22 protein-coding genes, 1 other RNA gene and 1 other annotated feature are annotated in these 22,497 nt (G+C 35.9%); of the genes, 1 reads left to right on the top strand and 22 read right to left on the bottom strand.

Annotation, left to right across the window (positions count from 1 at the left end; genetic code table 11):
• Nucleotides 1–17: 17 nt before the first annotated feature.
• From I5776_RS07715 to I5776_RS07620, 20 genes are all read right to left on the bottom strand, one after another.
• Entirely contained in the window at nucleotides 18–152 is a 135-nt protein-coding gene (locus I5776_RS07715; protein ID WP_202779986.1) for a YrzQ family protein, read from the bottom strand.
• A gap of 19 nt (nucleotides 153–171) precedes the next feature.
• Nucleotides 172–360, bottom strand: coding sequence for a hypothetical protein (locus I5776_RS07710; protein WP_202779985.1), 189 nt, complete (start codon nucleotides 358–360; stop codon nucleotides 172–174).
• The gene (locus I5776_RS07705; protein ID WP_202779984.1) at nucleotides 332–850 is read right to left on the bottom strand and encodes a PRC-barrel domain-containing protein; all 519 of its coding nucleotides are present in this window, start codon (nucleotides 848–850) and stop codon (nucleotides 332–334) included. The genes I5776_RS07710 and I5776_RS07705 overlap by 29 nt, the downstream gene beginning before the upstream one ends.
• A 42-nt stretch (nucleotides 851–892) precedes the next feature.
• Nucleotides 893–3,277 (bottom strand): SF1B family DNA helicase RecD2, encoded by a 2,385-nt coding sequence (recD2, locus tag I5776_RS07700; RefSeq protein ID WP_246483950.1) that lies wholly within the window; start codon nucleotides 3,275–3,277, stop codon nucleotides 893–895.
• 24 nt (nucleotides 3,278–3,301) lie between these two features.
• Nucleotides 3,302–3,970 (bottom strand): tetratricopeptide repeat protein, encoded by a 669-nt coding sequence (locus I5776_RS07695; protein ID WP_202779979.1) that lies wholly within the window; start codon nucleotides 3,968–3,970, stop codon nucleotides 3,302–3,304.
• A gap of 116 nt (nucleotides 3,971–4,086) precedes the next feature.
• Nucleotides 4,087–5,202, bottom strand: coding sequence for a tRNA 2-thiouridine(34) synthase MnmA (mnmA, locus tag I5776_RS07690; protein WP_202779978.1), 1,116 nt, complete (start codon nucleotides 5,200–5,202; stop codon nucleotides 4,087–4,089).
• A gap of 9 nt (nucleotides 5,203–5,211) precedes the next feature.
• Nucleotides 5,212–6,369, bottom strand: coding sequence for a cysteine desulfurase family protein (locus tag I5776_RS07685; RefSeq protein ID WP_202779977.1), 1,158 nt, complete (start codon nucleotides 6,367–6,369; stop codon nucleotides 5,212–5,214).
• 48 nt (nucleotides 6,370–6,417) lie between these two features.
• Nucleotides 6,418–6,837, bottom strand: a complete 420-nt coding sequence (gene cymR / locus I5776_RS07680) for a cysteine metabolism transcriptional regulator CymR (protein WP_202779976.1) — start codon at nucleotides 6,835–6,837, stop codon at nucleotides 6,418–6,420.
• Nucleotides 6,834–7,496 carry a YczE/YyaS/YitT family protein gene (locus I5776_RS07675; RefSeq protein ID WP_246483949.1) on the bottom strand — a complete coding sequence of 221 codons (663 nt, stop codon included), beginning with the start codon at nucleotides 7,494–7,496 and terminating at the stop codon, nucleotides 6,834–6,836. The genes cymR and I5776_RS07675 overlap by 4 nt, the downstream gene beginning before the upstream one ends.
• Nucleotides 7,497–7,607: 111 nt before the next feature.
• Nucleotides 7,608–8,894: a replication-associated recombination protein A gene (locus I5776_RS07670; RefSeq protein ID WP_202779973.1), complete on the bottom strand. Its 1,287-nt coding sequence runs from the start codon at nucleotides 8,892–8,894 to the stop codon at nucleotides 7,608–7,610.
• Nucleotides 8,895–9,011: 117 nt separating this feature from the next.
• Nucleotides 9,012–9,968, bottom strand: a complete 957-nt coding sequence (locus I5776_RS07665) for an ABC transporter permease (RefSeq protein WP_202779972.1) — start codon at nucleotides 9,966–9,968, stop codon at nucleotides 9,012–9,014.
• Nucleotides 9,961–10,869: an ABC transporter ATP-binding protein gene (locus tag I5776_RS07660; protein ID WP_202779971.1), complete on the bottom strand. Its 909-nt coding sequence runs from the start codon at nucleotides 10,867–10,869 to the stop codon at nucleotides 9,961–9,963. Before I5776_RS07660 ends, I5776_RS07665 begins: the two co-directional genes overlap by 8 nt.
• The gene (locus I5776_RS07655; protein ID WP_202779970.1) at nucleotides 10,869–11,588 is read right to left on the bottom strand and encodes an ABC transporter ATP-binding protein; all 720 of its coding nucleotides are present in this window, start codon (nucleotides 11,586–11,588) and stop codon (nucleotides 10,869–10,871) included. The genes I5776_RS07660 and I5776_RS07655 overlap by 1 nt, the downstream gene beginning before the upstream one ends.
• Entirely contained in the window at nucleotides 11,578–11,955 is a 378-nt protein-coding gene (locus I5776_RS07650; protein ID WP_202779969.1) for a GntR family transcriptional regulator, read from the bottom strand. The genes I5776_RS07655 and I5776_RS07650 overlap by 11 nt, the downstream gene beginning before the upstream one ends.
• 3 nt (nucleotides 11,956–11,958) lie before the next feature.
• Nucleotides 11,959–12,723, bottom strand: a complete 765-nt coding sequence (locus I5776_RS07645) for a hypothetical protein (RefSeq protein WP_202779968.1) — start codon at nucleotides 12,721–12,723, stop codon at nucleotides 11,959–11,961.
• Between the two features lie 163 nt (nucleotides 12,724–12,886).
• Nucleotides 12,887–13,651, bottom strand: coding sequence for a tRNA threonylcarbamoyladenosine dehydratase (locus I5776_RS07640; protein ID WP_202779967.1), 765 nt, complete (start codon nucleotides 13,649–13,651; stop codon nucleotides 12,887–12,889).
• 139 nt (nucleotides 13,652–13,790) lie between these two features.
• A non-coding RNA gene (gene ssrS / locus I5776_RS07635) (6S RNA) lies at nucleotides 13,791–13,974 on the bottom strand.
• An 88-nt stretch (nucleotides 13,975–14,062) separates the two neighbouring features.
• On the bottom strand, nucleotides 14,063–15,838 hold the full coding sequence (gene aspS / locus I5776_RS07630; RefSeq protein ID WP_202779966.1) for an aspartate--tRNA ligase: 1,776 nt from the start codon (nucleotides 15,836–15,838) through the stop codon (nucleotides 14,063–14,065).
• Between the two features lie 11 nt (nucleotides 15,839–15,849).
• On the bottom strand, nucleotides 15,850–17,121 hold the full coding sequence (gene hisS, locus I5776_RS07625) for a histidine--tRNA ligase (RefSeq protein ID WP_202779964.1): 1,272 nt from the start codon (nucleotides 17,119–17,121) through the stop codon (nucleotides 15,850–15,852).
• Nucleotides 17,122–17,441: 320 nt separating this feature from the next.
• Nucleotides 17,442–17,675, bottom strand: a binding site (T-box leader).
• Between the two features lie 72 nt (nucleotides 17,676–17,747).
• Nucleotides 17,748–18,023: a hypothetical protein gene (locus tag I5776_RS07620; RefSeq protein ID WP_202780899.1), complete on the bottom strand. Its 276-nt coding sequence runs from the start codon at nucleotides 18,021–18,023 to the stop codon at nucleotides 17,748–17,750.
• A gap of 183 nt (nucleotides 18,024–18,206) precedes the next feature.
• Between I5776_RS07620 and I5776_RS07615 the strand changes: the two genes are divergently transcribed.
• The gene (locus I5776_RS07615) at nucleotides 18,207–19,466 is read left to right on the top strand and encodes an N-acetylmuramoyl-L-alanine amidase family protein (protein ID WP_202779962.1); all 1,260 of its coding nucleotides are present in this window, start codon (nucleotides 18,207–18,209) and stop codon (nucleotides 19,464–19,466) included.
• 276 nt (nucleotides 19,467–19,742) lie between these two features.
• On the opposite strand, the gene dtd is transcribed toward I5776_RS07615, so the two are convergent.
• Together dtd and I5776_RS07605 are read right to left on the bottom strand one after the other, a co-directional pair.
• Entirely contained in the window at nucleotides 19,743–20,180 is a 438-nt protein-coding gene (dtd, locus tag I5776_RS07610; RefSeq protein WP_202779960.1) for a D-aminoacyl-tRNA deacylase, read from the bottom strand.
• 16 nt (nucleotides 20,181–20,196) lie between these two features.
• Nucleotides 20,197–22,386 carry a RelA/SpoT family protein gene (locus I5776_RS07605; RefSeq protein WP_202779958.1) on the bottom strand — a complete coding sequence of 730 codons (2,190 nt, stop codon included), beginning with the start codon at nucleotides 22,384–22,386 and terminating at the stop codon, nucleotides 20,197–20,199.
• Nucleotides 22,387–22,497 lie beyond the last annotated feature (111 nt).

Genomic DNA, 22,497 nt, shown 5'->3' with positions numbered 1-22,497 from the left:
AATGGGATAGCCATAATTTAACGAAATGCCTTACGTAAACGTTTCGTCATTTTTTTCATTTGTTTATTATCAAAATATCCTTGTCGTTGAGAGATTGCTGTTGCTGCTATCCCTGCTCCGAAGCCTAGCAAGGAGACGAATGTTTTATTCAAAACAATGCACCCCTTCCATTTAACTTAATCTTCGCGACTCTTCATCAAATAAATCATCTAATGAACTTAATGTTCCATCTTCTTCTACTTGATGAGTAAAAATTGTATCTTTGCCAATCGAAAGTTCGATAAAACAGTTCCAGCAATAATATTGGTTGATACCAATTTTACCAAGATCTTTACTTTGGCAATTGGGGCACTTCATCATAGGTTTCGCCACCTCGCGTTTGATTTACCGAAACGATGATGGCATCTTTTCCAAACCTAGGGGGCCCAACTGAATGGACAATCTTCTTTCCTTCCATAATATCTGTAAAGAAGCCATCTGTTAGTTCGTACCCTATGATTGTGCCCACTTCTTCTGAAAAATATACGTCTTCCAATAACCCTAACTGATCACCACTACGTGAAATTGTTAATTTTTTTAATAGGGGCTTTGAATGACAAATTGTATATTCTTCGTCTATTGCCTTGTATTTTTGAAGCTTGTTGCTTTTTCGTAAAATGATCCCCTGCTCCCCAAATTCATCTACTTCAGTTATAGGCAAACGGTATAGTGTACTAAATAAATTTTTCGATTTAATTAGCAGACAACTTATTTTCCCCGTATCGGAAATACCTAGGTCGCAAACCTCTCCCTTTTTTTGGCCCTCTGCATTATAAACAGGTATTCCCTTTAGAAGCGACAATGTTCTCAAAAAGCATCCCCACCTTTTTCGAACATTTATAGTGTCTGTTATTTACATAAAATCATAAGGTGTAACGTTTTCCATTCCTATCATTGGGTCAATTTGCATAATGGTTTCACTTGATAATTCGATGAACTTTTCAACATCAGTAACTTCTGCTAAAATTTTCAATTTATCGTAGAGATTTGTTTTTCTTAATTGGTCATCTACCCGTTCTATTCCTAATCGAAAAGCTTCTTGTTCACCACAAATAATTAATGATTGTTTGCTTCTCGTGATTGCTGTATATAATAAATTTCTTCTGAGCATCCTATAATAACTTTTTACAACAGGCAGAATAACGATCGGAAATTCGCTTCCTTGTGATTTATGGATTGAACAACAGTATGCATGTGTAAACTGGTTAAAATCCTGTCGTGTATATGTTACTTCTATACCATCAAATGAAATAAGTATTAAATCTTGTTTTTCAGTATTTTCTTTCGCATAAAAAATCGATACAATTTCACCAATATCACCATTGAAAACATGTTGTTCCGGTTGATTAACAAGCTGTAATACTTTATCACCAATACGATACTTAATATCCCCGAAACTTAATTCTTTTCTCTCGCCCGTTTCATTTGGGTTAAAAATTTCCTGTAATAAAACATTCAAACGATCAATACCAGCTGCTCCTCTGTACATTGGTGCTAATACTTGTACATCCTTCTGTGTATACCCTTTTCGCTTTGCACTTGATACAATTTTTTCAATTACTTCCGGAATTTGCTGAGTGGTGCAGCGGATGAATGATCGATCCTTTTGTTGTTTTGTCACATCTTGCGGGATTCGTCCATTTTTAATATCATGGGCTAATTCGATGATTGATGAACCGCCTTCTTGACGATAAATATCTGTTAATTGAACCGTTGGAATCACTTTTGATCGTAAAAGATCTTTTAACACTTGACCTGGTCCAACAGATGGAAGTTGATCTTCATCTCCAACTAAAATGACTTGGATTTGTTCTGGCATTGCTTTAAGTAATTGATGTGCCAGCCATGTATCGACCATCGACATTTCATCGACGATGACAATTTTTCCATCAATTTGTTTGTCCTCATCTACGCCAACATCATCCTGTCCAGTCATACCTAAAAGGCGGTGAATCGTCATGGCCGGTAACCCTGTCGATTCAGACATTCTTTTCGCTGCCCTACCTGTAGGGGCAGTTAAAATAATCGGGAAAGGGTTATCCTTACTATAATCTTTCGGCTCTAATGAACAACCATTTAGCTCTGCATACAATTCAACAATTCCTTTGATTACTGTTGTCTTCCCTGTACCCGGTCCACCCGTTAGGAGCATCATTGGAGACATTAATGCGGTTTGAATTGCCTCCTTTTGCGAGGCGGCATATTGAACACCGATTCGGTCTTCAAGTTCCCCTAAGGCAAGTAAAAATTCGGATTCTGGAAATTGATCCTTATAGTCCTCCTGCGCCAAAATGCGCTGGATATTTGATACAATACCTTTTTCAGAAAAATATAAAGAAGGGATATATACATTATTGTTTTCTACAACAATTTTGCTCTCTTCGCCAAGTTTGATAATCTCATTAGAAATATCTGAGTATTCAATGGAAATAGGTTGGGATTCCTCTAACAATAATTTTACTTGGGGCAAAAGTTCTTTTGATTCCATATAGACATGGCCATTTTGCAAACATTCTACCTCAAGCGTATACATACAACCCGCTTTTATTCTGTCTGGATGATTCCCAACAATACCTAATTGCTTTCCTATTTCATCAGCACGACCAAATCCAATGCCTTCCACTGATTCGACTAATTGATACGGATTCTTTTGAATAATGTCTAATGATTGTTCCTGATATACTTGATAAATTTTCATTGAAATTTGGGGACCAAACCCTAATTGATTTAAACCAATCATTACTCGCTCTAGTCCTTGATGTTCAATTAATTTATCATATAATGTTTTTGCTTTTTCAGGAGGTAATTTGGGAATCGAATCAAGCAAGGATGGTTGGTCCAAAATTTTACTTATTGCATTTTCTCCTAATACATCTACAATACGTTCTGCTGTTTTTTTTCCGATTCCACTGAACATTTCACTTGAAAGATAAGTAATAATTCCTTGTTTCGTTTGTGGGATTTCTTTTTTAAAATGTTTGGCTTGAAATTGAGGTCCGAACTTAGGATGTTCTTGCATATCCCCATAAAAAATATAGGTTTCCTGCTCATGTATTTTCGGGAAATGTCCAGTAATGACTGCCTCTTTCTCTTCTGTTTCTAAATTGGTTTCATCAATTCTTATTCGAATAACTGAATATAAGTTTTGTTCATTATGGAAAATCGTGACAAGATGTCGGCCTTTTACATATTTCTCATCATTTTCAAATAAATTAAGTGTATTTTGCTGCTCCAACATGAGCCCCCCTTATAAAGCGGGATATTATTCGTTCGTTTCCCTCATTTTTTCAATCATTTTAATCCCATATCCTGATAATACATGATCCGGTTGAATCTCAAGTGCTTGATTAAAAAACTCTGCCGCCTTCTCTGAATCTTCATAATATCCAAGATACGCTACGCCTAAATTGTAATAAGCGTCGGCATGCTGTGGATCTTGATTGACAACTGAGATGAATTGCTGAATGGCTTCTTCATATACTTCAGACTGTGCCAAAACTAATGCATATTGAAATCTAGCTTCTACATCCTCCGCATTTAGTTCTACACTTCTTTGTAAATAGGGCATGGCTAATTTGGGGTTTCCAAGTTGCACAAAGCACATTCCAATCATGAAATAAATATCGTTATTATTTAATCCTGTGTTCTTTGCTTTCTCAAAATAAGTGACTGCCTGTTCATATTGTTCTTGTTCATAATATAAATTACCTAAACAATAATAAGCTGCAGATGCTTGGTCATCCAGATCAATGGCTTTTTCAAAAAATTTCACTGCTCGCTCCATTTCGTTTACTGCAATTAAAACATTTCCAAAATTTATATAGGCAACAGGGTCGCTCGGATTTTCCTCAATCGCCTCCGAGAAAAATTTAATAGCCTCTTCAAATTTGCCTTCCTGTAAACATTCGATTCCTTTTTTGTTTTTATCCAAAATATGACACCTCAAAAACTCAATTATTTTCTACCGAAATTATAACATAAGTTATTCCCTTTTTAGCTGTAAAGTAAAAACCCCATCCCTATAATATTTGGGATGAGGTGCTTTAATTAGCCAACATACATTAGTTGTTCATCATTTTTGAAAACTTTATCGATTGTTGCTCCTCCTAAACATACTTCTCCATCATAAAAGACGACTGCTTGTCCAGGTGTGACCGCACGAATCGGCTCGTCAAAAATAACTTCTACTTCATTATTGTCTAATACTCTAACAGTTACTTTATTATCTGGCTGGCGATAACGAAATTTAGCTGTACATGTAAATTCATTTTTGATTTCGCGTTTTTGTACCCAACTCGTATTCACAGCAGTGATGGAATTTGAATAAAGAGAATCATGATCAAATCCTTGTTCAACGAATAAAACATTCTCTTTCAAATCTTTACCGACAACAAACCACGGTTCTCCTGATCCACCAATTCCTAGTCCATGGCGTTGACCAATTGTATAATACATTAACCCATCATGCTCGCCCATTTTTTCACCTGATAATGTTTTCATTACCCCTTTTTGAGCAGGTAGATAATTGCTGAGAAATTCTTTGAAATTTCTTTCGCCAATAAAACAAATACCTGTGCTGTCTTTTTTCTTTGCGGTAGCAAGTCCTGCTTCAAGTGCTATTTCTCTTACGCGCTTTTTATCTATGTCTCCTATTGGGAACATAACTTTTTCCAATTGCTCATGAGTAAGCTGATTTAAGAAATACGTTTGATCTTTATTCTCATCTAACCCACGTAACATTTTGTATTCCTCGTCTTGAAAGGCAACTCTAGCATAGTGACCTGTTGCTAAATAATCTGCTCCAAGATTCATGGCATGCTCCAAAAAGGCTTTAAATTTAATTTCTTTATTACACATTACATCAGGATTCGGTGTCCGTCCTGCTTTATATTCATCAAGAAAATAAGTAAATACTTTATCCCAATATTGTTTTTCGAAATTTACTGCATAATACGGGATACCAATTTGATTACAAACACGAATGACATCATTATAGTCTTCAGTTGCTGTACATACACCAAATTCATCTGTATCATCCCAATTTTTCATAAAAATACCGATGACATCATACCCTTGCTCTTTTAATAAAAGTGCAGCAACAGATGAATCTACACCACCTGACATCCCTACAACAACTCTCGTATCTTGAGGTGCTTTCTTCATACCATTTCCCTACTTTCTATTTACCTTGTTCAAACGCTGAACAATTTTTGCCACTTCATTCGCAGCTTTTTCTATTTCTTCACACGTATTATTTAAACCAAAACTAAATCGAATGGAATTTCTTAATCGTTCCGACTCTTTCCCAAACATTGCTACAAGAACATGTGATGGCTCAATTGAACCTGCTGTACATGCAGAACCACTTGAAGCAGCAATTCCCGCTATGTCCAAATTAACGAGCATCGCTTCTACATCAGTACCTGGTAAGCTAATATTTAATACATGGGGCAATGAATGATGATCAGTAAATCCATTAATATGAAAATCAACATGTTGTGCCGTTAATATATCTATAAACTTTATTTTAAAATCACGATATACTTTCTGTTTCTCTTCCATTTGTTGCTGAGCGATTTTTACAGCTTCAGCAAAGCCGGCAATTGAACTAATGTTTTCTGTACCTGCACGACGTTTCAGTTCTTGTTCTCCACCGTGGGAACGATTGACGATCCTTGTACCTGCATTTATATATAGAAAACCAATTCCTTTTGGACCGTTAATTTTATGTGAGGATACAGATAATAAATCAACGTTTAATTCATGAACATTGATTTTGACTACTCCATATGCTTGCACGGCATCGGTATGGAAGTATGCTTGATGATCTTTTAATAGAAGACCGATTTCATTGATTGGCTGAATCGTGCCTACCTCATTGTTTCCGTACATAATTGTTACAAGGATGGTATCTTCACGAAGAGCCGCTTTTACATTTTCTACAGAAACTTGTCCCTTTTCGTTAACATCAAGGTAAGTGACTTCATATCCATGTTTTTCAAGATACTCACATGAATGAAGAACCGCATGGTGTTCAATTTTTGATGTGATAATATGCTTTCCTTTTTCTTTCATTGCTTCAGCAATACCTAAAATCGCAAAATTATCCGCTTCTGTACCGCCGCTAGTAAACACGATTTCATTAAAATGTGCGCCAATGCTTCCTGCAATGATCGTTCTTGATTCATCAAGAAGTGCTCTTGCTTCTCGTCCATATGAATGGATACTTGAAGGGTTTCCAAATGATTGGTTTAGTGCATTAATCATTGTATCAATCACTTGCGGATGAACGGGCGATGTTGCCGAGTGATCGAGATAAATTCGTTCCATTTTTTTCTTCACCTCTACAGATGGTTAATCCTAGCAAAAAATTCTATACTATATATAAAACATGTAAGAATCGGTTTCCCCATCGTCTTTATAGTTTACAAGGTCTTCAATTGTTGTGTTATCTAAAACATCCTTTACAGCATCACGAATTTTTATCCAAAGTGACCGTTTAACAGGTTCTTCCTCTTCAATCCCTTCAACCGGACTGATCGGACCTTCTAAAACACGAATGATATCACCTGCTGTTATTTTGGCTGGATCTGAAGCAAGTGTATAACCACCGTATGCACCTCTGACACTTTTAACAAGTCCAGCATTTCTTAAAGGAGCAATTAATTGTTCTAAATAATGCTCCGATAAATCATGCATTTGGGCAATGGTTTTTAATGACGTCGGCCCTTCTCCATATCTTTTCCCAAGCTCAATCATGATGGTTAAACCGTACCGACCTTTTGTAGAAATTTTCATAGACTTGCACCTCGATTTATTTCTTCTCTGTTTTTTTCAAACTTTTTAAGGAATTTATTTGTGAATGATTGACATAGCGGCAACGCAATACCGACAAGTGTTCCGATAGATAGTACAAAAATAATAGTACCGATAAATACAGGACCCCCACATAACCAGCCAATAATTAGGACGATAACTTCCATTCCTCGACGGACATGAGAAATTTTCCAGCCTGTTTTCGAGGTAACAGCAAGCATAAAGCTGTCTCTTGGGCCAGCGCCTAATTGAGCAGAAATATAGATCCCCATACCAATTGCATTAATAATGATTCCTAATATAAGTACAATAATTTTTTCAATTATTGAAGTCATCTCAACATTAGACAAGAAATGTAAAAACATATCCATAAATAGTCCAACCAACAGCATATTTAAATAAGCACCGATTTTAGGAATTTTTCGCATGATGATTGCTGAAATCCCTAACACAAAAAATCCGACAATGATTGACCATGAACCAATTGTCAGTCCGATTTGTTTAAATAAGCCGATGTGCAATACATCCCATGGTGTTACTCCAAGGTCTGCAATAATTAATAAATCTAGACCGAATGCCATAATGAGTAAGCCTATACAAAAAATAAAAAAGCGAAATCCAATTTGATAATGATTATTCAATTTCCCCATTCCCCCACTTTCTTATTTATTAAGGCTTTTGACATTATAGCATAAATATGTGACGAATTGAATGAAAGCAAACCAAACTGGTTGGTTTTTAGTCAGCTTGATTCATTTACCTTTTTTAAAATCCTCAAGTCGCCGATAAATCGCGGCTAAACGTTTTTCTTCTCCTGCTTCAACTGGCTCATAATATTTTGTGCCTTTTAGATTACTTGGAAGATACTCTTGATCCACCCAACCTCCGAATGTTCCGATTGGTGTATCATGTGGATATTTGTATCCGACATGACCTAGGACTTTTGATCCAGCATAATGTCCGTCACGTAAATGCTTTGGAATTTCTCCAACTTTTCCATTACGGATATCCGATATTGCTTTATCTAAAGCTATATACGCAGAATTGGATTTAGAAGATAAGCACATTTCCACAACTGCAACCGATAGTGGGATGCGTGCTTCCGGAAGCCCTAATCTCTCGCTGGCTGTAACAGCGGCTAATACGTTTGCACCGACAGATGTATCGGCTAACCCGATATCCTCAAATGCTATAACCAGTAAACGGCGATTGACTGCAACTAAATCACCCGTTTCCAATAAATGTGCTAAATAATAGATTGACGCATCCACATCACTGCCCCTAATACTTTTTTGCAGGCTTGAGAGTAGATTATAAAAGTTAGACCCTTTTTTATCTCCGTAAACACCTACATTTCCGATTAAGTCATCAATAATTTCATCCACTATAATATATGTATCATTTTCTTTATTGGATGAATATACAATTGATTCAAGAAGAGTTAATGATTTCCGCGCATCGCCACCGGAGCCAGAGGCGATTTTACTTAATTGGTCATCTGATATTTGAATTGATAATTTACCAAGTCCTTTTTTTTCATCATGTATCGCACGCTGTAATAACTCATAGATATCTTCTGATGTTAGTCTAGTTAATTGCTTAATCTGCCCGCAGCGACTGCGAATCGCTGGATTGACATCATGAAATGGATTTTCAGTTGTCGCACCGATTAAGATAATCGAACCATTCTCCACATGTGGCAATAAATAATCTTGCTGCGCTTTATTAAAACGGTGGATTTCATCTAAAAATAAAATCACTTTTCCAGTTATTCTTGTTTCATCAACCACCATCTCTACATCTTTTTTTCCAGATGTTGTGGCGTTCAATGCAATAAAAGGAATTTTAGTTGTGCCCGCAATCGCATGTGCTATCGATGTTTTTCCAATGCCAGGCTCTCCGTATAACAGCATAGATGGAACATATCCATTTTTTACCATTTTATAAAGGCTTGTTTGTTTGCCGATTATTTCCTTTTGACCAACAATTTCATCAATTGTCGTAGGTCTCATTCGAAAAGCAAGTGGTTCACCGTACACGTCTTAAGCCCCCAAACAAATATTTAATATCAATTATAACTTTAAAGCGGTGGGATGAAAATTGATACGCCTAATAAAATGAAAAGGGATGTTAATAATTAACATCCCTTTTCTCTATTATGCTGCTACATCCCTCTTCATGAATACCCCAAATGCCAGTACGATAAAAATAATAAAATATACGAGCAGCATGATAAGGGAAAATCCGAGTGTCATTCCTTCTACAAGTGGTATACCGTCAAAGTATTGCATTAAATTAGTATTGGCGAATAGAATGAATTTTGCCCAATCAAATTTTGATGCTAGAAGCTGGGTTATGTTTCCGCCCATGAGTAGCAGGAATACGGAAATCCCTATTGCTAAAGAACTGTTACGGAATACAGCGGAAATCATAAAGGCCATTGTGATTAACATAATTACATCAATGGAAGATAATAAATACGTTTTGATTAAATACCATAGCATGTTTTGTTCAACGACATGTCCATCAGTATAAGCAAGATGAACATTATCCCCACTGCCGGAACCAAACAAGACAAATCCAACAATGGCTGAAGTGACAAATAGGATTGCTAACATGAAAATACCAAATACGATGACGGTTAAATATTTCGATAGTAATATTTTTGATCTTTTTAATGGACGGATTAATAATAGTTTAATTGTCCCCCAACTAAATTCGCTTGCTACGATGCCCGCCGCAATAATAATTGTGAATAAACCAACGAAAGAAATAAACATCGTATTATCTTTAATAAATGAAAAACCGCTCGATTGATCGGATGGTGCCATATTATGTGCAAGACGATATTTGTTTATTTCAATATTTTTTTCATAAAATTTCTTTGTACTAGCCGCCGTTGTCGGCATATCTTTAATCTGCTGTTCATCCGCTTTGATTTGTGCTGTTACTTCTGTTTTCCAATCTTTTTTGGAGCCTGTATCTACTTTTCCTTCATAATATTTTGTTAATGCCCCACTGCCGATGACCCCTAAGATGATTAAGCCTATCATCACATAGGAACCGGCACGCTTGAATATTTTAATCCATTCATTATAGACAAGATTAAGCATGTGTTACTTCCTCCTTTGTAATTTCTAAGAAACGATCTTCCAATGATTTAGAAACGAGTTTTACTTCATAGATTCGTATTCCTGTTGAAACAAGTGTTTGAATGAAATCCGGAACCTGTTCTTTTTCTAATTCTACTTCAATTCCGTGTTCAATTTGGGTAAATGAATAGCCGCTAATTGATTCAAGTGCTGCACCATTATCTATTTCTACAAAATACTTTTGCTTCTGATCTTCATAGACAAAATCGTGAACGTTTTGCACATCGATTAATTTGCCTTTTTGGATAATCGCAATTCGATCACACATCATTTCCATTTCTGATAGAAGGTGACTGGAAACGATAACCGCCATCCCTTTTTCTTTTGATAATTTTCTTAAGTGGTCCCTAATCTCCCTTATTCCTGCCGGATCAAGGCCGTTAGTCGGCTCATCAAGGATCATTACTTTCGGATCATGCAGCAGACTTTGTGCTAATCCTAACCGTTGTCTCATACCTAATGAATAGGTTTTGACTTTGTCGTTAATACGATCTTTTAAGCCGACAAGTTCGATGACCTCATTTATTTTTTCTTTCGTAATCCCTTTTATCATCCGCGCATATTGCATTAAGTTTTGATATCCAGTTAAAAACTTATACATTTCCGGATTTTCAACAATTCCGCCGACATTTCTTAATGCTTCCTCATATTCATTTTTTACATTCTTTCCACAAATGACGATATCACCTGATGTAATCCCCATTAGTCCTACAATCATACGGATTGTCGTTGTTTTCCCTGCGCCGTTCGGTCCTAAAAAACCGAATACTTCACCTTCATTTATCGTAAACGTTAAATTATCAATAATTTTTTTGCCTTTAATCACTTTTGTTACATTTTTTAATTCAACTGCAGCGTTCATTATTCTGTTCCCCCATTCGTTTCAATTTGTTCCATTTCTTTTTTAAACCATTTCAAAACAGATAATCCTTCATTTTCTCGTAAATCTTCAACATTCTTATGCCCAAACACCATTCCATTATAAATTGCTGCTACCTCATCTAGTAAATGCTCAACTTCATGTATTTCATGAGTGGCCATAATAACTGTTTGAGTTTCAAAATCAATGTATGATAATAAGCTTTTGACAATCGAATCTCTTACCATCGGATCTAGGCCAGAAAATGGTTCATCCAACAATAAAACAGGTGTTTTTCGAGCAAGTGCTAATACAAGTTTTAACCTGCCCCTATTACCTTTCGAAAGTTGCTTAATTTTTTTCAACGGGTCTAATTTCATTTCTATCAAAAGCAGATTCGCCTTTTCAATATCAAAATCATTAAATTGAGATTGATAAAACATAATCATATCATTCACAGTAAAAGGATCATAAAACATATCTGATTCCGTTAAATAGGCAACACTTCTTGAAATCTTCCTTGTTACCTTTTCACCATCCACTAGGATTTCTCCTGTATCTGGATAAACTAAACCACAAATCATTTTTAAGATTGTGGATTTACCACTTCCATTAGGACCAAGAAGCCCATAAATCCTTCCTTTTTTAAAGGTAATAGTCGTGTTTTTCAAGGAAAAATCCTTCCCATATTTTTTAGTAACATTTTCCAATTCAATAGCCATCGTCTTCCCACCTTAAATACTGTTCAAGCCCATTTACCATTTCGTCTTTCGTTATTCCAATTTTCCGCATACTTTCCACGAAAGTTTGAACAATTTCCGTTTGCATACGATTTCTTAAATGATCGAGGACTTCTGTTTTTTCTGTAACGAATGTTCCTTGACCACGTTTAGTTTCCACAATTCCCATCCTCTCCATCTCCCCGTATGTTCGTTGAATTGTATTAGGATTCACACCTGTTTGAATGGCCATTTCACGAACTGAAGCTAATTTATCACCGGGACATAATTCTCCTCTAACTATTTGTTGAAAAATCCGATCTGCAATTTGCAAATAAATGGGTTTCGTTGCTAGAAATTCTTCTGTCATGAACTACACCTCAACTTTTCTGTCCAATAACCAACTTGAAATTGTAAGTAAAATAATTGCTATTATTACATATAAAAAGATAGGTATGATTGGTATATCGACAGCAGTCGTATGCACCGACCAAGCATGACTTGTGTAATTAAACGAAGGATTAATGTCTAAAGGAAATGACCAAGAATTTATAAAGTCTTTGAACACTTTAATTTTTAATAACTGTGTTTCAATGATATTTAAGATGATAAAAATAACAAGGATAAATACCCATCGTAATCTCATTATTTTCGGGTACTTTCCTAATGAATGATAAATAGACCAATAAAAAATGATCCAACAAGCAATATAAAGTCCTATTGCAGTTAGTAAAATTGAAGATGAAATCATTTCAGTTATAGGAAATTTCGTTGGCATTCCAACATGAGCAAATGCAATTAATCCGAATATCCAAACTAAACATTGAGAAATACATTGATAAATAAATGCAGCGGCAATTTTAGAATAAAGTAGCACAGCACTGCTTTGGGGATTATACAACCAGATTTGTGTTTTCCCTTCTACCCTTAATGAAGCTAATACTAATATTGGTATGAATATGGTATGTAACAGAATTAGCATGACTAAACATCCAAGTGGTGTTATCGGTTCATCAATATAGTTAGCTACTATAAATGAACCAATCATAAATAAAATGTTTACTCCTCCTAACCAAGTAAAAAACAAGTATCTAGAAATAGATAAATCTTTCTTTAATAAACCAATAAACGAAGACATGTTTACCCCCACTTGAAAGTGTATTAGTGTACTACAAAAATAGTACACTAACACAAAACATACTGTCAATACTTTTTTTGGTAATCTTTCACTTTATTGTATATAAGCTCATAAAATCGCTTATACAACAAAAAAAACCGCACAATGGCGGTCATTTAATTACTTATTTATCTTTTACACGCTTAAGTGGTATATCTTTTACTATTTCTTGTACAACATAGCTTGCCATGAATAATCCAGCTGTTGATGGAACAAAAGCATTCGATGAAGGCGGCATTTTTGCTTTACGAATTTCCGCATCATCATTTCCAACTACTTTTCTAACATCTTCGCGAATAACGATTGGACTTTCATCTGAAAATACAACAGGAATTCCTTTACGGATTCCTTCTTTACGTAGTCTCGTACGAATGACTTTAGCAATAGGATCTGTATGCGTTTTGAAAATATCTGCTATTTTCAGTCTTGTAGGATCCATTTTATTCGCTGCACCCATGCTTGAAATTATCGGAATGTTACGTTTTAAGCATTCCTTAATTAAATGAATTTTATAAGAAATCGTGTCGGATGCATCAACGATAAAATCCGGTTGTTCTGCAAAAAACTGCTCATATGTTTCTTCTGTATAAAACATATTCAAGGAGACGACTTCGCATTCCGGATTAATATCCTTGATTCGCTCCTTCATTATATCTGCTTTCGGTTGTCCGATGGTAGAAAGCAATGCAGGCAACTGTCGATTTATATTTGTAATATCTACAGAATCTTTATCAACTAAAATTAATTTTCCGACGCCAGATCGTGCCAATGCTTCAACAGCAAACGATCCAACTCCCCCGATACCAAGGATGGTAACCGTACTATTTTTTAATTTCTCTATTCCTTCTATCCCTATAGCTAATTCATTTCGTGAAAACTGGTGAAGCACATGTATCATCTCCAAAATTCTACTTTATCTTCCTTGAATAAGGATAAACAATTTATCGCCTAAAATCAATATTTGTCCGTCTTTGTACAAAAATAAAAACCCTCTAAAATAGAGAGTTGTAGTTTAAACAATTAGAAGGATAAGCCCCAATCATGCCGTCGCAAAATCCTAGTGTTTTGAACCCGCACTTGGCAGGTGGGTGTTCTGTTTCAGCTTTATACGTCCTTTTAAAAGGCATGTATGCTGCATGAAAACGCCAAACTCCCGTAGGTAATATGTTCGGTCAAAACGAATAGGTACAAAAACGAACACATCAGGACTTATCTTGTTATTTAAATAGTATCATAGGAAATATCCTTTTTCAATATTACTATAGTTGGAAAAATCATACGATATTTGACAAAATTCTCATTATTTATTTTCTTTAAGATTTAGAGCAAGATGTAAGTCTTGTAATTGCAGATCGCTTACAGCACCTGGTGCTTCAGTCAACAAGCAACTTGCACTTGCTGTTTTTGGAAAAGCAATTGTATCACGTAAATTCGTACGTCCAGATAAAAGCATGACGATTCGATCCAATCCTAAAGCGATTCCACCATGTGGAGGTGTTCCGTATTCAAATGCGTCCATAAGAAAGCCAAATTGCTCCCTTGCTTGCTCCTCTGTAAATCCAAGAACCTTAAACATTTTTTCTTGAATATCTCTTTCAAAAATACGTAAGGATCCACCACCTAACTCATAGCCATTTAGAACTAAGTCATAAGCTTGGGCCTTCACATTTTTCGGATCACTTTCAAGTTTTTCAATATCTTTTCTAAATGGCATCGTGAATGGGTGATGAGCTGCATAGTAGCGTCCTTCTTCTTCGTCATACTCAAGCAATGGCCAGTCTGTTACCCATAAGAAATTAAATTTGGATTCATCAATTAACCCTAATTCTTTTCCAAGTTTTAATCTTAAGGCACCTAATGCATCTGCAACGACAGAAGTTTTATCTGCTACAAATAATAATAAGTCACCTGTAGATGTTTCTAATATTGATTTGAACTGTTGTTGCTCCTCTTCAGAAAAGAATTTTGCAATCGGACCTTTCAATCCATCCTCTTCCACCTTAAGCCATGCTAATCCTTTGGCACCATAACGTGATACAAATTCGGTTAGACCATCAATATCTTTTCGGGAATACTTTGCCGCTCCGCCTTTTACATTGATTGCCTTCACTTGACCGCCGTTCGTAACAGCAGCTGTAAATACTTTAAATCCTGATTCTTTAACAATTTCAGACAAGTCTACAAGTTCCATTTCAAATCGTGTATCGGGTTTATCTGATCCATATCGATTCATCGCTTCATCATATGTTAGTCTTGGTAACGGAGTAGTAATGTCCATTCCTTTTACATCTTTCATTAATCGGGCCATCATTTTTTCCGTCATATCCATGATGTCTTCTTGACTATAAAAACTTGTTTCAATATCAATTTGTGTAAATTCCGGCTGACGGTCTGCACGTAAATCCTCATCACGGAAACAACGTGCAATTTGATAGTATTTATCAAAGCCGGAAACCATTAATAACTGTTTAAAAATTTGCGGTGACTGTGGCAATGCGTAAAATTCACCCGGATGTACTCGGCTTGGCACTAAATAATCACGTGCTCCTTCAGGAGTGCTTTTTGTTAATATTGGTGTTTCAACATCCAAGAATCCTTCTTCATCTAAAAAATGACGGATGGTTTTTGTCACATCATGGCGCATTTTAAATGTTTCATACATAACAGGTCTACGTAAATCAAGATAACGGTATTTTAAACGAACATCTTCAGCAACCTCCGTTTTATTTTCAATCATAAATGGTGGTGTTTTTGCTTCATTTATAATTGTCACTTGATCGACTTTAATTTCAATTTTCCCGGTTTTTAAGTTCTCATTCACTGTTGCAGCATCTCTAGCTACGACAGAACCTTTAACATCCAATACATATTCAGAGCGGATTTTTTCTGCTACAGCAAGAGCTTCCGCGGAAATATCAGGGTTAAAGACAATTTGGACAATTCCTGTTCGATCACGTAAATCAATAAATATTAATCCACCAAGGTCTCTTCGTTTTTGTACCCAACCTTTTAATGTAATACTTTCACCAATATGCTGCTCTGTTACTTCTCCACAATAATACGTTCGTCCAAACATTTTTTAGCCCCCTATTTACATAGCTGTATAAATTGTTGTACAAAATCAGATATAGCCAATTCCTGTTGCTCACCAGTTTCCATATTTTTTAAATTAATAATGCCCTTTTGAAGCTCATCTTCCCCTAAAATGGCAACATATTTTGCGTGAACACGGTCAGCTGCTTTAAACTGTGCTTTCATTTTTCGATCAAGATAATCCATATCCGCTGAAAAACTGCGCTGTCTAAGTTGTTGTAATAATACGACTGCTTTATGCTTCGCTTCTTCACCTAATGCAACGATAAAACAATCAACTGGATTTTCATATGGTAGTTCAATATTTTCTGCTTCTAACGCAGCAAGTAAGCGTTCAATACTTAAACCAAAACCGATTCCAGGTGTTTCGGGCCCACCCATTTCTTGAACTAATCCATTGTAGCGACCACCACCACAAAGTGTTGTAATTGCACCAAAGCCTTCTGCATTGCTCATAATTTCGAATGCGGTGTGATTATAATAATCTAACCCTCTTACAAGCGTTGGATCGATTTCATATTCGATTCCTAATTCTTTTAAATACAATAAAACTTTATCGAAATAAGCTTTTGATTCACTATTTAAATAATCTAAAATGGAAGGAGCCGATTTCATCAGCTCATGTTCTCTGTCTTTTTTACAATCTAAAATACGAAGCGGATTTTTCTCGAGTCGATTTTGACAATCAGAACAAAACTCTTCAATTCTAGGTTGAAAATGGTTAATTAAGGCTGTCCGGTGAGATATTCTGCTTTCTTTGTCACCCAAACTATTAATTACAAGTTTCAACGACTTTAATCCTAATTTTTTGTAAAGGGCCATCGCTAATGAGATCACTTCTGCGTCCAATGCTGGATCTTCACTACCTAGTGCTTCCACTCCAAATTGAACAAACTGACGGAATCTACCTGCCTGCGGTCTTTCATATCGAAACATTGGACCATTATAAAATAGTTTCACTGGTTGATTCGGTTGGCCAAACATTTTATGTTGGGTAAATGAGCGGACAACAGAAGCTGTACCTTCGGGTCGTAATGTTAAACTTCTCCCACCACGATCTTCAAATGTATACATTTCTTTTTGAACAATGTCCGTCGTATCTCCGACACCTTTTTGAAAGAGCTCTGTATGTTCAAAAATCGGTGTACGGATTTCCTTATATTGATAAGTTCTGCAAATTTCTTTCGCCGTATCTTCTACAAACTGCCATTTCTCAACTTCTCCAGGCAGAATATCCTGGGTACCGCGAGGAATTTGAATTGACATAATTGGCTCCTCCTTTTTATATGTAAGGCTCTTTGCGTAAAGATTGTGAGGAAAAAAGTACATTCCTCCTTGTTATTTTTGGGAACATAGACCGTTACTTTCCGCTACAGAAACCTGCTTTTTCGCGGGGAGGAAGTCGAGCCTCCTGCGGGATCAGCGGGACAGGTGAGACCCCGCAGACGTGAAGCGTCGAGGAGGCTCACCGCCCGCCCCGCGGAAAGCGAGCACCCTGGAGCGGAAATCACCTTCATACTGATCAATAGCAAAGATTTGCGAAAAGAGCCTAAAATAAAAAACAACCCTCAATCCCTTGTATTAATACAAGGGACGAGAGTTGTTTCCCGTGGTGCCACCCTAATTGAAGCAAAATAAAATGCTTCCACTCGAAACAGTTAACGCCTGTTCTACGTTCATCCCTATTAAGACAAATCCTTTCAGGATAAAACCTACAAAGTGTTCGTTCATTAAGGCATCATGTAGAAATGCTTTCAGCCTAAGACATTTCTTCTCTTTTCATGTGTTTCTTAATTACTATGCTTTATCATTGGTTATTTTGTAAATTTAATTTATTTATATAATAATACGAGGCTCCTTCCGCATTGTCAAGATAAGCTTTGCAAAAAATTTCATGATCGCTCTAATTTCTTTTTCAATAATTTAACATCTCCTAATGAAAGTCCGAATTCGGACGCAAGTTCCATGGATGAAACTTGGTTTTCTTTTTGAATAAACTCATGTAAATTAGTTCCAAATATTTGATTACTTCCGTCTGAAACTAATCGGTTTTTTTCATTAGCACGCATTTTCATTCTCCTAACTTTTTTATCGATAAAATCAGCTGTTTTTTTCTCCACATTTCGAGTGAAAACTCCATAAATCAGCTTTATTAAGCTTATATTCAATACGTCGAATAAATGAGAAACATCTCAAAAATTAACTAGAACTATCTAATGTTGTCTTATTTTTAGTGTATCCAAACAACCATTTTTTCTTTCTTAAAAAAAGGAGTTTTTAATATTTTCGAGAAATAAGAAAAGGACATAAGTTTACCTACAAAGAGTTTCAAAAGGTGGTGTATAAAACAATTGAAGAAATGCTTTTTCGTGTTAATCGTTTTTTTTCTACTAGGGGCAATTATAACTTCCAAACCGAAGGCATACGCCGATTCACAACAAATAACAGTAAATGCCGATATTTTAAACATACGGAGTGGTCCCGGCCTTTCTTATCCGGTATTACAAAAAGGAAAAGCAGGAGATCGCTTTACACTGTTACAAACGAAGAATGATTGGTGTGAGGTGCAGCTGTCTAATGAAAAAAAAGGGTGGGTGGCTAGTTGGCTAGTATCCGTTAATAGTCAATTAAAAAACACAGCAGGAATCGTAACTGTTAACGATTTAAACGTGCGTACCTCTCCTGAACTATCAGGTACTATTATTCAAAAGCTCCAGAAGGGTGAGCATGTCCAAATTTTTGAAACAAATAATGAATGGTTTAAAATCTCACTGAAAGGTACTACGGGCTGGGTAAGTAATAAATATATTCAATTGACTCACAAAAGTTCGGTTTCAAGTAACGGGGAAATGATTACTATTTCAAACAATGGAACAAATTTACGTAGTCAACCTTCGATTGAGTCTAGTATTGTTGAAATAGCAAATAGTGGGGAAACTTTTTCTGTCATCGAAAAGGTAAATGATTGGTATAAAATTAAACTTCACGAGGGAAATACTGCTTATGTAGCTTCATGGGTCGTTTCATCTACCGTAAAAATGAATCGGACCAAATCTAGTAAGGTGATTTCAAAAGGATTAAAAGGGAAAACAATCGTCATTGATCCGGGACATGGTGGAAGGGATTCAGGCACGATTGGAATCACCAACACACTTGAAAAAAATATAACATTAAGAACAGCTCAAATTTTAGCTGATAAACTAAGAAATGCTGGGGCTAATGTATTTTTAACTAGAGATGATGACCGATACGTATCGCTGCCTTCAAGGGTAAGTGTTTCCAAAATCAATCATGCGGATGCATTTATCAGTCTTCATTACGATAGTATTGATGATCAAAGTATTACCGGACATACGAGCTATTATTATCATTCGGTGCAAAAAATACTAGCCCAAAAGATTAATCGCGGCATTTCCAATGAAACGAATATATATGACCGTGGCACTCGGTTTGGAAACTTCCATGTTATTCGTGAAAATACTCAGCCTGCCGTACTTTTAGAGCTAGGATATTTAAGTAATCCTTTACAAGAAATAGCAATCAATAGTCAGGATTACCAGGAATCGATTACAACTGGAATTTATAATGGATTAGAAGAATATTTTAGATAAGGGCTGTTTTCGCAAACTTTAGTTCGAAGCGTATTTCCGCTCCAGGGTGCTCGCTTTCCGCGGGGCGGGCGGTTAGCCTCCTCGATGCTTCGCGTCTGAGGGGTCTCACCTGTCCCTCTGATCCCGCAGGAGTCTCGACCCTTCCGCTCCAATACACTCTGCGTTTCAATATTAATTATTCTTTAATTTTAACAATCTTTTGATAAACAGCTTAAATAAAAGAGAGAGCATTATAGTATTATTTCTTCATAAGGAATAATACTACTTGCTCTCTCTTTAACTTTCCACAATTAAAGTTACCGGTCCGTCATTTATAAGAGACACATCCATCATTGCGCCAAATTGCCCTGTAGCAACAAAAACACCTTTGTCTCTTAGCATATGATTAAAAAGATTGTATAAAATTTCTGCCTTTTCAGGTTTCGCTGCATCCATAAAATTGGGGCGTCTCCCTTTTCTACAATCACCATATAACGTGAACTGTGAAACTGATAGGATTTGCCCGCCTACATCAAGTAATGAAAAGTTCATCTTTTCATTCTCATCTTCAAAGACGCGCAAATTAACGATTTTATCCGCAAGATATTTAACATCGGCTTCTGTATCATTATGGGTAATTCCTACAAGCAATACAAAACCGTTTGTAATCTCTCCGACAATTTCACCGTCAACTTTGACGTTTGCTTGTTTACTTCTTTGTAAAACGACTCTCATTACTACATAATCCCCTTTAACTCGTTATCCGTCGCACAGCATAAATATCAGGAATTTGTTTAATTCGGTCAACAACTTTATGAAGATGGCTAATATTTTGTATAGAAATGGACATTAGAATCGTTGCCATTTTATTTCTATCTGACCGTCCACTAACAGCTGTAATATTTGTCTTAGTTTCATTAACGGTTTGAAGCACTTCGTTTAATAAACCGCGACGGTCATAACCCGATATTTCAATTTCAACATTGTATTCTTTACTGTTAGTAGCATCTGTTTCCCATTCAACTGCAATTAATCGATTTTGTAAATCCTCGGAAGTAACATTCGGACAATCTGTTCGATGAACACTAACGCCACGTCCTTTTGTAATAAAACCGACAATTTCATCACCCGGCACCGGATTACAGCATCTGGATAAACGAATGAGTAAATTATCAATCCCTTTAACCGTTACACCAGTATCCCGTTTCTTTGGCTTTGTAGGTGTTTTCATTTCAGAAACGATTTCATTCACCGCTTCTTCTTGGTCACGTTTTCGTCTTAATTTTTCCGTTAAACGGTTGGCGATTTGTAACGCAGTGATTCCGTTATATCCAACGGCAGCATACATATCTTCTTCATTCATAAAATTAAACTTTTCAGCAACTCGTTTAATATTTTCACTAGTAAGGATTTCTTTTAACTCAAAATCCATATTTTTTATTTCTTTTTCTACTAGTTCTCTGCCTTTAATAATATTTTCTTCTTTTCGCTGACGTTTAAAAAATTGGCGAATTTTATTTTTCGCTTGAGATGTTTGAGCCATCTTAACCCAATCTTGACTAGGACCATAAGAATGCTTAGAGGTTAAAATTTCAATAATATCGCCAGTCTTTAATTTATAATCAAGGGTAACCATTTTCCCGTTTACTTTCGCACCAATTGTTTTATTGCCAATTTCCGAATGGACCCGATAAGCAAAATCAATTGGAACGGATCCTGATGCCAACTCAATAACATCACCTTTTGGAGTAAAAACATATACCATATCAGAAAACAAATCTATCTTTAACGATTCCATAAATTCTTCGGCGTTTTCCGATTCATTTTGAAATTCCAATATTTCTCTAAACCAGGATAATTTTTTTTCAAAAGAAGTTTGGCTATTGACCGTTTTCCCTTCTTTATAGGCCCAGTGGGCAGCAACCCCGTATTCGGAAATTCTATGCATCTCGATGGTCCGAATTTGTACTTCTAAAGGATCACCTTTCGGACCAATTACAGTAGTATGAAGGGATTGATACATATTTGGCTTAGGCATCGCAATATAATCTTTAAATCTTCCAGGCATCGGCTTCCAACACGTATGAATTATTCCTAATACCGCATAACAATCCTTTATGCTGTTTACAATAATTCGCACAGCTAATAAATCATAAATTTCATTAAATTGTTTATGCTGAAGAACCATTTTTCGGTAAATGGAGTAAATATGTTTCGGACGACCTGAAATCTCGGCTTTAATCGATACATCTTCAAGTCTTTCATTTACTTCCTCAATGACGTCATCCAAATATTGCTCACGTTCAGCACGCTTTCTCTTCATCAAATTTACAATTCGATAATATTGCTGCGGATTTAAATAACGCAATGCAGTATCTTCTAGTTCCCATTTGATCTTCGATATCCCAAGTCGATGTGCAAGAGGTGCAAAGATTTCAAGTGTTTCGTTCGCAATTCTGCGTTGTTTTTCAATAGGTAAATGTTTTAGGGTTCTCATATTATGAAGACGGTCAGCAAGCTTGATCAAGATTACACGAATGTCTTGTGCCATAGCAACAAACATTTTCCGATGGTTTTCTGCTTGCTGTTCTTCATGTGATTTATACTTAATTTTACCAAGCTTTGTCACACCATCAACAAGCATCGCTACTTCTTCATTAAATACTTCACTAAGCTCATCTAATGTCACATCAGTATCTTCAACGACATCATGCAAAAAACCCGCAGCAACAGTAGAAGGATCCATTTCTAAATCGGCTAAAATTCCTGCTACTTGCACAGGATGAATAATATACGGCTCACCCGATTTTCGAAACTGCTCTTTATGTGCTTGTTCAGCAAATTCAAAAGCTTTTCGGACTAATGAAACATGTTCCTCATTTAGATATTCAGTTGTTCTTTCAATCACTTGTTCGGCGGATAATATTTGATCCTTCGCCATATATAAAATCACCTTTGAATTAGTAGTGTAAAATTAGTATGAATGGAATAAATAATAAGTCCATTTTTAAAATGATTATAATTACTATTATTGAAAAAAAAATGAATAAAG

Origin of the sequence: Heyndrickxia vini, from assembly GCF_016772275.1 — a bacterium.
In the GTDB taxonomy this organism is placed as follows: domain Bacteria; phylum Bacillota; class Bacilli; order Bacillales; family Bacillaceae_C; genus Heyndrickxia; species Heyndrickxia vini.
This window is presented reverse-complemented; position numbering and strand designations above follow the sequence as displayed.